9 protein-coding genes are annotated in these 16,360 nt (G+C 52.9%); 7 read left to right on the forward strand and 2 right to left on the reverse strand.

Features of this window, described 5'->3' with window-relative positions:
* The first annotated feature begins 47 nt into the window (after positions 1 to 47).
* The 3 genes from Pla22_RS01850 to deoC all read left to right on the forward strand — a co-directional run bounded on the left by Pla22_RS01850 (position 48) and on the right by deoC (position 2,808).
* Entirely contained in the window at positions 48 to 812 is a 765-nt protein-coding gene (locus Pla22_RS01850) for a GntR family transcriptional regulator (protein ID WP_146513079.1), read from the forward strand.
* A gap of 44 nt (positions 813 to 856) precedes the next feature.
* Positions 857 to 2,014, forward strand: a complete 1,158-nt coding sequence (locus tag Pla22_RS01855) for a Gfo/Idh/MocA family protein (protein ID WP_146513080.1) — start codon at positions 857 to 859, stop codon at positions 2,012 to 2,014.
* 68 nt (positions 2,015 to 2,082) lie between these two features.
* Complete coding sequence (deoC, locus tag Pla22_RS01860; RefSeq protein ID WP_146513081.1) at positions 2,083 to 2,808, forward strand: deoxyribose-phosphate aldolase; 726 nt, start codon at positions 2,083 to 2,085, stop codon at positions 2,806 to 2,808.
* A 40-nt stretch (positions 2,809 to 2,848) separates the two neighbouring features.
* Here the strand turns inward: deoC and Pla22_RS01865 are convergent, their stop codons facing one another.
* Positions 2,849 to 5,995, reverse strand: a complete 3,147-nt coding sequence (locus tag Pla22_RS01865; protein ID WP_146513082.1) for a CRTAC1 family protein — start codon at positions 5,993 to 5,995, stop codon at positions 2,849 to 2,851.
* Positions 5,996 to 6,391: 396 nt separating this feature from the next.
* On the opposite strand from Pla22_RS01865, the gene Pla22_RS01870 reads away from it, so the two are divergent.
* The 3 genes from Pla22_RS01870 (at position 6,392) to Pla22_RS01880 (ending at position 10,984) form a co-directional block, all read left to right on the forward strand.
* Positions 6,392 to 7,582, forward strand: coding sequence for a DUF1559 domain-containing protein (locus Pla22_RS01870; protein ID WP_146513083.1), 1,191 nt, complete (start codon positions 6,392 to 6,394; stop codon positions 7,580 to 7,582).
* 182 nt (positions 7,583 to 7,764) lie between these two features.
* Complete coding sequence (locus Pla22_RS01875; RefSeq protein ID WP_146513084.1) at positions 7,765 to 7,953, forward strand: hypothetical protein; 189 nt, start codon at positions 7,765 to 7,767, stop codon at positions 7,951 to 7,953.
* A gap of 10 nt (positions 7,954 to 7,963) precedes the next feature.
* On the forward strand, positions 7,964 to 10,984 hold the full coding sequence (locus Pla22_RS01880) for an FG-GAP-like repeat-containing protein (protein ID WP_165440482.1): 3,021 nt from the start codon (positions 7,964 to 7,966) through the stop codon (positions 10,982 to 10,984).
* Positions 10,985 to 11,017: 33 nt separating this feature from the next.
* Here the strand turns inward: Pla22_RS01880 and Pla22_RS01885 are convergent, their stop codons facing one another.
* On the reverse strand, positions 11,018 to 12,166 hold the full coding sequence (locus Pla22_RS01885; protein ID WP_146513086.1) for a XylR family transcriptional regulator: 1,149 nt from the start codon (positions 12,164 to 12,166) through the stop codon (positions 11,018 to 11,020).
* A gap of 326 nt (positions 12,167 to 12,492) precedes the next feature.
* Here Pla22_RS01885 and Pla22_RS01890 point away from each other — a divergent pair, with 326 nt between their 5' ends.
* Complete coding sequence (locus tag Pla22_RS01890; protein WP_146513087.1) at positions 12,493 to 16,356, forward strand: PVC-type heme-binding CxxCH protein; 3,864 nt, start codon at positions 12,493 to 12,495, stop codon at positions 16,354 to 16,356.
* Positions 16,357 to 16,360: the final 4 nt, after the last annotated feature.

The following is a 16,360-nucleotide window of genomic DNA, read 5'->3' on the forward strand; positions in this document are numbered from 1 at the left end:
AAAGAGCAACAAATTCCAACAAAACACTCACGTTCAACGTGAACTTCATGGACAAAAATCTGCGACAAAGCCCTGTCTACCAACGGCTCAATGAGCGGCTTCGCGCTTCGTTGCACTCTGAATACCAGGGTGGCGACAAGTTCATGTCTGAGCGACAGATAAGTGAACAGTATTCAGTTAGCCGTGCGACTGCGAACAAGGCTTTGGCAAGTCTTGTTTCAGAAGGAGTCTTAGAGTTCCGACGTGGAGTGGGTACATTCGTTCGATGCGATCTGAACCACTACAACCTGCGCTCTTTGGTCAGCTTCACCGAGAAGGCCAACGCAGCGAACAGGAAACCCAGCACTCAAATTCTCTCGTTTGAGTCGGTAGTGGGAAACCAAGTCGATGAGCTTGTGACACAGGCGTTGAACGCGACGGACCATTCGCAACTATGGGAAATGAAACGCCTGAGACTGGCTGATCACGTTCCCGTCATCTTGGAACATCGTTATGTGATCGCCGAACATTGTCCGGGCATGACCAAGACTCAAGTCAAAGGATCGCTCTACCAAGCGTTCACGAAAACGTTCGGACTTAGCATCGCAGGCGCCGACGATATCATTCGTTCGGTTTCACTCACAACGAACGAAGCTCGAATACTAGAAACGACGTCGAGAGCCCCCGCTTTGGAAGTTATCTCCGTTGGCTTCATCCGCAAAGGCACTCCCCTATGGTGGGAACGGACACTGTATCGAGGGGACCAATATGAATTCCACAGTCGGCTAGGACCGATTCAAACGGCAACACCCGCCCGCGGCCAACTGCGGTAACCCACCAAGACTTTGACCATCAACCTAGAGCTTATCCAGTGCAAATGAAATTGAACGCTGCCGTCGTGGGTACCGGATTCATCGGTCCTGTTCACGTTGAAGCACTTAAGCGAATCGGTGTGAACGTGAAAGGCATTGTGGGATCGTCGCCCGAAAAGTCGATTGCTGCATCTGAAGACTTGAACTTGCCCGGACGCTATGAGTCGATTGAAGATGTCTTACGCGACGATAACGTTGATGTGGTGCACTTGGCGACGCCCAACAAGTTTCATTTTGATCAAACCAAGTTGGCACTTGCCGCCGGCAAACACGTCCTGTGTGAAAAACCGTTGGCGATGAATTCGCAACAATCCGCCGAGCTTGTACGAATCGCCAACGAAAGCGGACTTGTGACGGGCGTGGCTTATAACATTCGCTTTTATCCGCTTTGCCACGAGGCGGCCGCTCGCATATCACAGTCTAACTTTGGCGAAACGTTGCACGTGACGGGATCCTATGTGCAGGATTGGCTATTGAAACAAAGTGATTTCAATTGGCGGGTCGTCGCCGGCGAAGGTGGTGATCTTCGTGCCGTCGCCGACATCGGTACTCATTGGCTTGATTTGGTTCAGTTCATTACTGGCCAATCGGTCGTGTCGGTTTGCGCCGACTTGCAAACCGTCCATTCCACTCGCTATCGCGCGATCGGCGCAACGCTCACGTTTTCGGGATCCGAAAACGCCACCGAGACCGAGACCGAAGCGATTGACATCAACACCGAGGATGCAGGTTGCATCCTGCTGAAGTTCGCCAACGGCGCCCGCGGATCGTTGCACGTATCGCAAACAACAGCGGGTCGCAAGAACTGTCTCCGTTTTGAGATTGCTGGAAGCCACCAAGCACTTTCATGGAACAGTGAGCAACCCAATTCGCTTTGGGTCGGGTACCGCGACCGCCCCGCAGAAATGCTAATTCGAGACCCCGCCACGATGTCTCCTTCTGCTGCTGCGATCGCCTCTTACCCGGGCGGTCATGCGGAAGGCTTCCCGGATACGTTCAAGCAGCTTTTCCAAACTTTCTATAACTACATCGCAGACGGCGACTTTGCCGCGCCACGTCAATTCCCCACATTTGACGATGGCCACCGCGAGGTAATGCTTTGCGAAGCAATTCTAAAAAGCCACCGAGAACAAGCGTGGGTTGATGTAGCCCATACGGCTTAATCTTCCAACTAACCGTCCCCTGTCAATCGGCACTTTGCCACCACTTAACACCTCAAGGAAATATACCAATGGCTGAATACACCTATCATGACGTTTCGAAGATGATCGATCACTCGCTTCTTAACCCAACGCTTACGACCAAAGATCTAGATGTTGGTATCGAACTGGCTATTGCCTATGAGTGCGCCAGTGTCTGCATCATGCCGTACTACCTAAAACAGTGTGCCAAAATGCTAAACGGCACCGGAGTCGCCTCCTCGACTACGATCGGATTCCCCCACGGTGGACACACTACAGCCATCAAACTTGCCGAAGCCAAACAAGCGATCGCGGATGGTTGCGAGGAATTGGACCTGGTTACCAATATCTCCAAAGTGCTTAGCGGCGATTGGGATTATGTAACGCAAGACATCGCCCCTGTCATTGAGGTCGCGCATGATGCGGGCCAAAAAGTAAAGGTGATTTTTGAGAACTGCTACCTGAATGACGAGCAGAAGATCCGTCTTTGCGAGATCTGTACTGAACTGGGTGCCGACTGGGTCAAGACTTCGACTGGTTATGGAACGGGTGGAGCGACTCAGGAAGACTTAAAACTGATGCGTAAGCACTCTGGCGAAAACGTCCAAGTGAAGGCTGCCGGTGGAGTCCGCGACCTTGAAACACTACTAGCCGTTAAGGCAATTGGTGTGACGCGATGCGGTGCAAGCCGAACCGCTGAAATGCTCGATGAAGCTCGTCAGCAACTAGGAATGCCCGAGATCAAGATCGCAACGTCCAATACAGCAGGCTACTAAAGCCCGCCGTTAGCTTGACATTCATGGCTTGTCGAAGGTTCTATCCCTGATCGGAATGATCGAATAGAACGGTCGGCTCAGCGTCACCTTCAACAAGCATGTAATCGCGGCCAGACAACAACGAGTGGAAGGTCTGCTGAGTCCCGGCAGGCCATGTGATGGTTGCCGATTCAATTTCGGTAGCATTTCCGATTCCTAGCGAAATGCGACGCTGATTTGAAACCATGTAGCCATCGCCGCCGGTTAATTGAGCGTGAAGAATCCGCCTGCCAACTTTCGCTTGCACGGTGGTCCCCACAGCATCCCGGTGACTCTGCTTGGCAACGAAAACAAGGCCAACGGTATTCCCAAGAGAACTATCTTCGCTTGCCGAGCGAGTGTGATTCATCAATAGAGATACCGGTTCATAAAGATGCGTCACGACGACATCATTGCGTCCATCACGGTTGGCATCCATCGTAAGCAACGCGCGTCCGAGATGGTCTTGCGAAAAATAATCTCCCAGTTCACCTTGAGGCAGTTCGGCCCATTGAGAAACTTCCGTTTGCCGAAACAACTGCGGCGGCATCTGATAGGCAACATCCGAGCGATCTAAGTCACTCACGTGACCATTGGCGATGATCAATTCCAAAGTGCCATCGTTGTCGAAGTCAGACCACTGGATGCCAAAACCAAGATGATCTATGGACGGCTCCGACAATCCCGCCCGGTACGTGCGGTCCGCCCAAAGACCACGACCGACTTGTTCATAGTAGGTGTTGTGATCGCCAGCAAAATGAGTGACGAACAGGTCCGTATCTCCATCGCAATCTGGATCACCTACAGCGATTCCCATTGATGCTTGCGAAAGAGACCGTCCGCTCAAAGCGAGCCCACGAGACGCCGCAATCTCGACAAGCGAAGTCGACTCGTCAGCAACTCCTGGGTCGCTTCGGTTGAGTGACCACAAATGATTCGCTGACATATCGTTGGCGACGTACACATCAAGTCCGGGTCTTTCGTCAAGATGACCGGCAACCAAACCAAGGCCGCGTCCTGGACTACTTTGCTTCATCCACTTCGCTGTAACATCTTCAAAGGTACCGTCACCAAGACCAGCCCAAACACGATCGGGCTCCCCCTCGAAATCCATAGGCGTGCAGGCGACCAAGTGGTTGTCTTCGCGACTACGACACGCCCGTTCGTAGGGCCGATTGCCACCGCAGTAATTGACTTCGAACACATCAGCGTTTCCATCGCCATCAATGTCGGCAATGACCATTGACGTTGTCCAAAGTCGACCTGTCAAACCGACGGTTTCGGTCACGTCGGCAAATGTTCCATCACCATTGTTGCGAAATAAACGATTCTGACCAATGTTGCCAGTCAGGACATCGGGAAATCCATCGCTGTTGTAGTCACCAACGGTGATCCCTTGCGAGAATCCGTGATCACGAAACGTGGATTCCTTTGTGATATCAATGAACGATCCGTTGACATTTCGAAACAGTCGATCCGTATTGGAGTCTTCCTGCATCGGCTTTCCATTCAAATCTGCAACGGTCAAATCGGGCCAGCCATCAAGATCAAAATCAATGACTGCCGCACCGCCACCATTGCTTTGGAAAATGTAATGCCCCTGTTGGTTTGCTTCCGGTGCGAGCGATGTCGTATGGAATAGTCCGCGAGCTTCCGCTTCGTCCGCAAACAAGAACTTTGAGTTTCCCAACGCGAACTTTCGATCTAAAGCAGGAGCAGAACTTAGCGAGGAAATTTCGGGCAACTCTAAGCTCTGACGCTTCAACTCTTCAACTACAGATGAACTGTCCCACGGCGTTTCCGGAGACAAGCGAGAGCGAATCGCGAGGTAGCGGTCCTTTGCATCCGACAATCGGTCATCTCGCAAGGTCAGTGCAAATCTTGCCCAGCCTTCGGCTTCCCAAACACGTCCCAGTCGGCTCATTGTTTCGGCAACCTGCATCGCCACCTTTTGCGATTGCGTGTCGCGTTCGTACAGCGTCTTGGTGAGATCATGTAGCTGAGTGAGGTGTTCATTTCGCTTGGCCACATGCTGGACATCATCCTCGCGGCCGATCCGTCGCAATGAAGCGATTAAATGCGTCAATGTTTCCGAGTCGTTAGCTCCCTGGCGTAGCGCAGCCTCGCAGTACGCGCGAGCCGCACCACCATGGTCGCCCCGTTCTTCAGCCCACATCCCCACGACGAACCAATACTGCGGTGACGACTGGGCGTCTTGGGGTCGTTTGACGTACCAATCTTGCATCGCATCAATCTTCCCCAACTCCATGAGTGCTCGGCCATACAACACGTAGCCCGGAATAAACTCGGGATGTTGATCAACGACTGGCCGCAAGCGATCGGCGACCTGACGCCATTTCAATTTCAACGAATCACGTTTTGCGGGACCGTACTGAGCCCGTTGATCCTCGGGGCACAATTGCAATAGTTTTTCACACATCGCCGAATCAGGTTCTACCTGCGATGGTTGTGCTAGTACGACCAAACCTTCAAAGTGCCCGTGCTTGTGCTGGGCAAGCCAACGCAGTTGTCCCACCGCAACTTCATCTAGCCCAAGCATCGCAGCCAAACCAGCTAGCGCGAATCGAGAATCAACAGCTTCGGGGTATCTTTCGATCAGTGATTCTTCAATCGCGACGGTTTCAAACGGACGGCCGGTCGCCATCATCATTTGAGCTAGGTCTTCGCGAATAGACATTGACGCATCGGGATTCGAGTCCACCACATTCTGCAAAAATTCAATTGCGATCATCGTCCTTCCTTGTTGCATTGCGACGCGAGCTAGATCTTCCTGCAAGCTGGTGTTACCTGGATCCGAAACCAAATGACTTCTCAAGAAACGCTTTGCCGCTTTCCAATCGCCGAGCGATGCTGCTTTCATGGCTCGCTCAACCGATCCAGACGACTCACTCGATCCAGACAACTCACTCGATTGCCCTAGAGCATTTCCATTGGGTGATGCTTGGGGCAGAGTTTCGATCTTCTGATGGTCGCGACCACCATCGAGCGAACTCGACGAGGGGGCACAACCGACCCAAGAAATCAAACCGAGATTGCCTGCAGTCCAAAGCAACGCAGAAGCTACTTTTAGCGTCCCAGCAGTGGTTGCAGTGGGGTCGCAAAACTTCTTCCGAGAGGTTAAAGCGAATGCGTCTAGTCGCTTACCCAATACTTCATCCTTCGCAAGCGAGTTTTGAAAATGCCGATGTCTTGTCACTCATCGAACGAGTCGTTCGATGCTGACTTGCTGGCCATGTTAACCGCCCGAGCAACATTAGAAGTGCCTTTCGCATTTCACTCCAAAGATTCATCTCGCTAGCCACAAAGTGGCATCCAACCCCATCTCACACCTTGCGCGAAAACACATTTCTTTTGCGTGTTTCCCGATTACTCGCCCAGCCTTCGGCTTGAATAATCACACACGGTCAAGAAGGCGGGCGGCGTAAACCCCCTTCGACCCACGCTCTATTCCAATTCAGACGTTAATTCATAGCGACGTCGACACCGCGATGGGTTCTCACGACCACCTTCTTATCTTCAGTCATTTTATGTTAGAGGCAAAGTAATGACACATGTTTCAAAAAGGCGAAGGGGTTTCACCCTTGTCGAATTGTTAGTTGTGATTGCGATTATCGGTGTGCTCGTTGGGCTGCTATTGCCAGCGGTCCAAGCCGCTCGTGAAGCCGCCAGAAGGATGAGCTGCAGCAACAATTTCAAGCAACTTGGAATTGGCATGCACAACTATCACTCGGCTTTTAAGAACCTGCCAATGAACTACGGCGGCACATGGCACAGCAACGGAGGCAATGACAACACTTCCAACCGTGGCCGCTTGAGTTACCTGGTTGGCTTGCTTCCGTTTGTCGAACAGCAAGGGCTTTGGGAAAACATTGCTAATCCGTACCAAGTGATTTACGACGACGGCTCGCTCGGCAATCTATATCCAGCGATGGGGCCGGTTCCATTTCGTAGTGACTATGCTCCCTGGATCACCGAAGTTCCGATGTTTCGTTGTCCGAGTGACCCGACAGTTCGATCTTCAGGTCTGCCCGGCTACACCAACTATGCCGCCTGTCATGGTGACTGTTTCTGGGAACAAACCGAAGTAGGAATTCACGAAGACGGAACTCGTGAAACCGATGGTGGTTGGGGCGAGATAAACTGCAAAAAGTACGCACGTGGCGCTTTTACTGCTCGCCACTTTACTCATTTCCGTGACGTTCTCGACGGTCTATCCAACACGATGGTAGCCGGGGAAATTGTGGTGGATCGCGGTGAAAAAGAAATCACCGGTACTGCGATCAAGGCCGAAAATGACATGCAACACGTATCACCGGGCGAATGGGCGACAAGGGCTGGCGTTAACGGCACGATGGTCGATCCCGAGCGTCCTAAGTTCTACACCCAGCGTCATAGCGAATTCAATCCAGACGATCGTGGCCGGGGGCGACAGTGGGCCAACGGTCGTGAATTTTCGACTCGCTTTCATAGCATCCGCCCACCGAACAGCTACAACGTCATGCGTTGGTGGGACAACAACGGAATGTGGTCAGCCTCGAGTCGCCACATCGGAGGTTGCCACGTTTTGATGGGCGACGGTGCGGTGACCTTTGTCACCGATTCCGTTGACACCGGCAACCAAGCTGCACTTCCACTTCAAGAAGCTGGACGTGGCCTCGGTGAACAGAGCCCCTATGGCATTTGGGGAGCGTTGGGCACGCTTGCCAGTAGCGAAACGGCTTCCCTGGAAGACTAACGCTGGAAATGGATCGTGCCCCGATCCTTACGCAACAGAACAGATGCGGCCGCAGTCGTGTCTGTTCTATTGCAATCTTCGACGATTGGTCACCTCATTGCTTCTTTACATGCGGACCTGCATGGGGCACTAAGGAGCACTCAACACGTCTACATTCCTCATATTTACACACTGAAACTCCGATGACTCAAAAGTTCCTCTTAGCCGCCATTTTCATCACAAGCATTTTCATCATTGTCCCTGGTTGCGGAGGCAGCGGTTCGGAAGCTGTTCTTGAAAAGCCAGCCCGTAAAACGGCAGCGGATCTCGAAGCGGAATCTGAGCGTAACAAGCCGACCGCCGAGTATGCTGCCCAGCGCCCTGGTGCGTGAGCCTTGGCGAATGAAAAGGGAGGATCAACCGCATCGCGTTGGACTTAGCTTAGCAATGTGCGTTGTGATGCTGAGTCTGCAGATTGGCTGTGGGTCCGACCATCAAAGCTCGGCACCTAGGCCCGACTTAGCCTCGCGTACCAACGATGTCTTGCACCTCAATAGCAAGTTGTCTGAGCAGGCTGAGGCAATTCAGACTAAAGCTTCGGGCAAAGTTGCGAGCAATCACTTCAATCGCTCGACAACGTTAGCGGTCGCCCACGATGCGATCGCTCGCGAACAATGGGACATCGCCAAAGCATCGCTGTTGAAACTGCTTTCCGTCGATCATTCCGATGCCGAGGCAATGTTTGCGATGGCGACGGTTGCTTCGGCAAGCGGGAACCAAGAGCTTGCCGTCGAGCTGCTCGATCAAATCCCATCCTCACACGCGAGTCTCGGGGTTCGTGCAGTTGGGGCCGCTGCTGATCTTTGTGAGCAGAGCAACCGCTACGATGACGCACTCAACCGTTACGTAAAGCTCATCAAGCTGGTACCGAATTCAAGTCTTGCCCATCGTCGGTTAGCTAACCTTTACAACCGTCTTGGAAGACGTCACGAAGCAGCAAGGCACTTGCGAGTACTGTGCAAGCTTGGTGATGTTCGACAGGAGGAATTACATTCCCTGATGGTGCTGAGTGATTCCGGCACCGATCAACCTGTTGGCGAGAGCGGACACGCAAGGCAATTCTTTTCGAACCTTGCCTACATTCAAGCGATCTCGAAGTTAGCACCGCTCTACGAAACGGCATCCGTCCCACCAGCGGTAGACGCGTTTTATGGCAGATGCCTCGCCGAGGGCCAGCAAGATGAACAATTTCTACGCTGGCTTGCGAACGCAGACCCGCCCACCCGAGACTTTGCGGAATCGTGGGCGGCCATCGGAGCCTGGCTTACGAATGAACAACGATTTGACGAAGCGGTCGTTGCGCTCGCCCAAGCCATCAAGCGTGATCCCACCGACGTCAGGTCCTACCGTCGCATGGTTCAAGCACTGCACGCCCTACAAAGAAACGAAGATGCGAAACGCTGGGAGGATCAGCTAATTACACTTCGTGCAGTCACAATTGCGAGCAACGAATTGGGAACTAGCCATCCAACCGACGCTCAACGCTATGCCTCCGTATGGGAAGGGCTCAACAAGCTGGGGCGACCACTTGAATCGCTCCTTTGGAAAGCCATGGCAGCGAATCAAAACTCATCGACGACGATCAACCTTAGCGTTCTGAACAAACAGCGAATCGAACTCGTGAAGACAAGGCGAGCGTTCCCCGACATCTCCACTCGATTGTGCAATCTCGACCTAGAAGGTTTTCCCACTCTTGATCTTAGTCGTCATTTAGAGCCAGCGTCCTCCGCTTCGGATCCGCATAGACGCATCACACCAACCCCGGGAACACCACCAGAGAACCCCCAATTTGAAAACGTTGCTGAACAGGTGGGATTAAACCATGCCTATCAGGTCGCATCGCAGGTTCAGGACAAGGAATACATGATTTACCAAGCCATCGGCGGCGGTGTCGCGGTTATAGATTACGATCTCGACGGTTTCGTTGATCTCTACTTTGCCCAGGGTGGCGCCGACCCACCGACGTTCCTTGGATCGCAAACGAACGAGCTTTATCGTCATGTGGATCATCGTCTCGTCGACGTGACGACTTGTTCGACAACCGCAGAATTCCGGTACTCCGTTGGCGTCACCGCCGGCGACTGGAACCAGGATGGGTTTGCTGATCTTGCGGTGTCCAATCTTGGTGCGAATACGCTGCTGATCAACAATGGCGACGGAACGTTTCGATCTGAGCAAACCGATGACATGGATGACGCCACGCTGATGAGCACTTCCATCGCGATTGCCGATATCACGGGTGACCATTTGCCTGATATATACGAACAGAACTACGCCCATGACCCGAGCATTGACGCCAGGCCAAAAGTTGATGCCAAGGGTGAACTGCAAATCGTCGCTCCGGCCGACTATCAACCTGCGATGGATCGGTTGTTGGCGAATGACGGACTGGGTCGACGCAGCGTGAGCAACTTAAGCGAACAGAACGAGAACCGCAGCACGGGACTATGCCTATTGGTTGCCGATTTTGACGGCGAACCGGGAAACGAAATCTACAGCGGGAACGATGTACGCCCCAATCAACTTTGGAAACGAAATGACAAGGATGGCTGGCAAGACATTGGTCCGCTACTGGGCATATCTCTAGGCTGCGACGGCACTCGCACCGCGTCGATGGGGATTGCAGCGGCGGACTACGATCAATCAGGTGCCTTTGATTTTTACATCACCAACTTTGAACGCTCACCATCGCGATTTTACGTCAATCGTGGCGGAACATTCCAAGACCGTTCGATCGCGTGGAGGTTGACCGATGACAGCTTTCCCGTGCTTGGTTTTGGGACCCAACCGATCGACTACAACAACGATGGTAAACCCGACGTGGTGGTTACCAACGGCCACGTTGAGAACATGCCTTTGAAGGAATCGCCATACCGACAGCCTGCTCAGCTATTCGTGAACTGTGGCGACCATTTCCAACTACAAACCGTCGCGGACTCATCAGGATACTTTGGTGGGCTTCACGTCGGCCGATCGCTCGCACGATTGGACTTCGATCGCAATGGCCAAACGGATTTTGTCGTCACGCACATGGGTGAAAAGTCAGCTTTACTGATCAATCAAACCGAAACGAATCACCATTGGCTCGACGTACAACTCGTCGGCGTGACTTGCGAACGCGATGCGATCGGCGCTCGGGTAAGCGTTCAAACGGGGGACAGAATTTCAACCAATTGGATGTTCGGCGGAAACGGATACCTCTGTCGCAATGAACCAGTCGTACCTTTTGGATTAGGCATGAACGATCACGTAGATCAGCTAACCATCGACTGGCCTGACGGCACAAGTCAAACGCTCACAAACCTACCAGCCGATTGTCGAATGACTGTTGTGCAGGGACAAGACGAAGCATTCGAAATGTAGGACAATGTAGACCGCATGCATGACTCGCTTAAATCACCGCTGCTTGCGGAACTTGCCCGGTGGGATTCCCACTGCGCGTCGGAAAGCCACATTCATATATTCTTCCGTTTGAAATCCGGTACGCATCGCAATCTGCCCGAGCGATAAATCGGTACCTCGCAGCAATTGGCAGATTCGCTCGATTCGACGACGCATGATCTCTTGATACATCGTTCGCCCCACTCGAGCACGAAACCGCGATTCTAGTGTCCGCCGCGACAACGGCACTACTTTTAATATGTCTTCGACATTGATTCCATCACAATGATGATCGCGGATAAACCGCAGCACACTAGCGATGTCCTCGTCTTCGACGGCCAGGATGTCCGTGGACTGACGTGTCTCGACTCCCAGCGGTTCGATGAGGTGGCAGAGCTTATCAACCTTGCCCCCTTTCATCATGACGTCAAGCAAACGCGCGGCCTCGTAGCCGACGCGCTTGGCAGCCGGCACGACACTCGAGAGTGGCGGTGTTGAAAGATCACAAAGGACTTCATCGTTGTCGACTCCCAACAGTGTTATTTGTTCCGGCACCTTGATGCCCGCGTGCCGACATGCATCAAGAATTTGCTGGGCCTTAACGTCATAACATGCCAGCAACGCAGTTCGCGAAGGAAGCGACTTCACCCATCGAATAAGTCGTTTCTTAGCCTGATTCACCGAATCGCGTTGACCAGGTACGGGTGCGTCATTGAACACTTCTAATTCGAAGCCTGCCTCGTTTACAAAGTGTGCAAATCCATCCTGGCGCAGCTTCGACCAATCGTAGGCGGGTTCACCGCAGTACGCAAACCTTTCAAATCCACGTTCGCGAAAGTGCTCAAACGCGGCTTTGCCGACTCCCGTTTCATCAATTTCAACCCAGGGAACACCGGGTAACTTTCGCGCCGCACTGACATCAACGACGGGAATACATTTTCGCTTTAGCACTCGCGCGATGCGGTCATTTTCGATTCGCGCGATCACCCCATCGCCCTTCCAAGCATTCAACCAGGGCGGAGGCCCCGCACCGCGTTCTTGCTCTGGTAACGCGATCTCCCAAAGTTCATTCTCGTGCATGTACGAGGCAATGCCCTGCAACATTCCGCGGGAGTACGCATTGGATGTCTCAATCAACAAAGCGACGGTTTTCGTTTTGGCCATGAATGATGGGAAGCAAGTTCACGAGAGAAAAATCAAATCACCAACGCCAACCAGTGTAACGCAAAAACGAATCTTTACTGCGCACTTTCGCATTACGGATCCCCGTTGCACTTCTATACTGACAACCGAGCTACGGGGTAGGCCAAACCTTTATAGGAACCTAATGGAACCAACCGCATGCTTGCGAGCTTCCGCTAGTGAGGGGGTGCTTCAAAACACGAGACCACATTTGTGCAGGGGATTGGAGCCACGCGGAGTTCGAAACGGTAACAATTGGCGGTAGAGCGTCAAGCTATAGACGACCGCCCTTTCCCGATCGCACTGCAATGATTTCTAGCCCATACCCCGTCCGTCTCGAACCGTCTTTCCTTCGAGTTCAATCCTTGCTTGTTTCGACGCTTCGCTATCGCTTCTTCATGACAACGGCGATATCGCTTTGCTTGTGGGTTTCATCGGACGGTCAGGATCTGAACTCGCAAATGAACGTCACCCGGCCTGCTTTTCATGTCCCTGAAATGAAGGCTCTGCCGGACAACTTAAAGCCGTTTGAATACGTCGACGTGACGTCTGAGATACCGGATTACGTTCCCGAAGAATCGTGGGGAATCCAAGGCGAGCGTGGCAACCAGGAAGTTCCAACGAGCAAGATGCAACGTCCTGTTTCGGCCGAGGAATCCATTGAGCACATCATGGTTCCCAAAGGATTTCACGTTGAACTGTTCGCTTCGGAACCTGAACTGGATGGCAAGCCGATCTGCATGGCTTGGGATCATCGCGGTCGATTATGGGTAGCCGAGACAGACGACTATCCCAACGAGCGACAAGACGGTGGGATGGGGAACGATCGAATTCGAATCTGCGAAGACACCGACGGTGACGCAATAGCGGATCGCTTCACCGTTTTTGCTGACAACCTAAGCATTCCTACTGCCATGGCGTTTTCACGCGGCGGTGTGATTGTTCAGAACGGAACGGAAACACTGTTCTTGCAGGACACCAACGGGGATGAACGTGCGGATGTTCGCAGCGTCTTGGTATCGAACTGGAAATTGGACGACACCCATGCCGGAGTGAGCAACTTCCAATATGGATTGGACAATTGGATCTGGGCCACCCAGGGCTATAACCATTCCGAGCCAATCGCCAACGGAAAGCCTCAAGAATCGTTCCGGATGGGGATCTTCCGAATGCAGACCGATGGCTTGCAAGTCGAGTTCATTCGTTCGACCAATAACAACACTTGGGGTCTAGGCCAGAGTGAAGAAGGGCTGATCTTTGCTTCCACTGCCAACGGCAACCCCAGCATTTACATGCCGATTGCCAACCGCTACTACGAACGAGTGCGTGGCTGGACTCCCTCGCTTACCTTGTCATCGATCGCGGACTCCAACGATTTCCATCCGATCACGAAGAACATTCGCCAGGTAGATTGGAACGGAGGGTATAGCGCCGCGGCAGGACACGCTCTCTACACCGCTCGATCCTATCCCCAAGAATATTGGAATCGCGTTGCGTTTGTGAATGAGCCTACCGGGCACTTGGTAGGCTCGTTTGTCCTTTGGCAAGACGGTAGCGATTTTCATTCATCCAATCCGTTCAACTTGTTTGCCAGTGACGATCAATGGACTGCACCGATCATGTCCGAAGTGGGCCCCGATGGTCAGGTCTGGGTGATCGATTGGTACAACTACGTCGTTCAACACAATCACCCCACTCCGGGAAGCGTCCACGAAGGAAAAGGACGCGCCTACGAAACGAAATTGCGAGACAAGGACTTCGCTCGCATTTACCGAGTCGTCGCAGACGAGTCAAAAGCGGCAACCTCTGTTCCCGATTTATCAACGGCCACAGCAGATCAATTGGTTGCCGCGCTTACTCATCATTCCATGGTGGTTCGCAAACATGCTCAACGTTTATTGGTAGAACGAGGGAAGCAAGACCTCGCATCACCTTTGATCAAGTTAGTCGAAGACTTGAGTACCGACGAAATCGGGCTTAACGTCGGCGCCATTCATGCGTTGTGGACACTTCACGGCTTAGACCTCCTTGATGGAAAACACGAACAATGCAACACCGCGGTGCAGCGGACACTACGCCACCCGTCTGCCGGCGTGCGACTTAATGCATTGCGAACGTTGCCACCTCGACGCTCCTCTCTTGTTGCACTGCTCGACGCCAACGTCTTAAAGGACGAGGATTCCCTGGTTCGTTTAGCAGCACTCTTGGCTGTGTCAGATCTAGCGACTGGTGAACCGGCGGATCATCAATTCATCGCGGACCATGCCGCTGAAGCACTTCTCGATGTGCTCGATGACTCTGCGAACATGACAGATCGCTGGATCCCCGATGCATTGACAAGTGCGGCTGCCCAGTTGAGCGGCCCATTCCTGCGTCAACTCGCCAAACGAACGCCTCAACCCGGATTGGGCGTGGAAATCGTCCGGCGAGTCGCCGAACATCATGCTCGCGGCGAGAACACCAACGACCTTGCCCAGCTATTGGCAGACCTTAATGCGGCCGATCCCGAGATTTTGACAGCGGTCATAGACGGGTTTCTCACTGCATCGGGACACGAGGCGACCGTCAAACTTGATGTGATGACCGATGTGAAGCTGTTATCGATCAGTGATCGTGTCCCCCCAACTTCTCGCGGACGATTGATCAAGCTTGCGACTGGCTGGGGAAGTCGGCGGTTTTCGCAGTACGGCCAGCAGTTGATTGATGAAACCATTCGCAAAGTCCACGACACAACCATCCCCGCAAGCGAAAGGATCGCGGCGGCGGCCCAGGCGGTGGACTATCTGCAACGAGACCGCCGTATCGCAATTAGCTTACTTGATGAAGTCTCGCCAAGAACCGAACCTGAGGTAGCAATCGGTTTGATGCGAGCATTGGAGGCAAGTCGGTGGGAAGGACTGGGGGACGAGTTAATCGGTCGACTCGCGGCGATGACCCCGTCGGTCAAGCACGCTGCAGTGTCGCTGTTGCTGAAACGACCTCGGTTCACGTTAGCGATGTTGCGGACCTCAAAATCGGACGACCTGCTTCGCAACTCGTTGACGCTCGAACAAAGATTGGCGCTCGCCTCGCATCCTGATACGTCGGTGCGGCAGTTGGCAAAAAAGCTGCTCACCCAAAGTGGCACCCTTCCAAGTGAAGATCGCAGGCTGGTCCTTGATCAATACCAAACCGCAACTCACTCAATTGGCGATCCTAGCAAGGGCTTTGAGGTCTACACCAAGCATTGTTCGAAGTGCCACGTCCACGGTACACAGGGAATACGAATCGGTCCAGATTTGACCGGAATGGCCGTTCATCCGAAACGCGATTTGTTGATTCACATTCTCGACCCCAGCCGCCATGTCGAAAGCAACTTCCGCAGCTATGCCGTTCTTACCGTAGACGGCATTGTCATGACAGGAATGCTTGGCTCGGAATCGCGGACAGCCATCTCTTTGATCGATGCCGAAGGACAGACCAAAAGCATCTTGCGAGAGGACATTGAACAGTTAGTACTGTCGTCTAAATCACTGATGCCGGAAGGTCTCGAAAATTCAATCGTTCTAGGTGAGATGACTGACCTGTTGGAATTCCTGACCAGCAAGAGTCGCTACCTGCCGCTACCTCTGGATCGCTACGCAACTGCAATTAGCACCAAGGGAATGTTCTTGGACGATGGGCCAGACCGATTGAAATTCCCCGCTTGGGATCCAATCAAGTTTCGCGACGTTCCGTTTCAGTTGACTGATCCACAAGGGGATCTGCGTCCCAACGTCATTCTCTTGCATAGTCCGCTTGGAATCATACCGTCGCGGATGCCGCATGAAGTTTCGCTACCGTGCAATACCGCGGCCAAGTCGATTCACTTCCTTAGCGGCGTTTCCGGTTGGGGATACCCGGTCACTGCCGAGCGAAACGTTGTGTTGACTGTTCGACTGACCTATGTGGACGGAGCATCCGAAGATCATCCACTGATTAACGGAGTTCACTTTGCGGACTACATCCGCCGACATGATGTTCCCGAGAGTGAATACGCGATGGGATTTGCAGATGGGCAACAACTTCGATATTTCAACGTTAGCCCCAAGCGAACTGCCGTCATCAAGTCCATTGAATTGATCAAAGGCCCGAACACATCAGCGCCAGTTGTCATGGCCATCACGATTGAAACAGCTCAGCCAACCAATTAACCCT

Origin of the sequence: Rubripirellula amarantea (genome assembly GCF_007859865.1) — a bacterium.
GTDB classification, from domain to species: domain Bacteria; phylum Planctomycetota; class Planctomycetia; order Pirellulales; family Pirellulaceae; genus Rubripirellula; species Rubripirellula amarantea.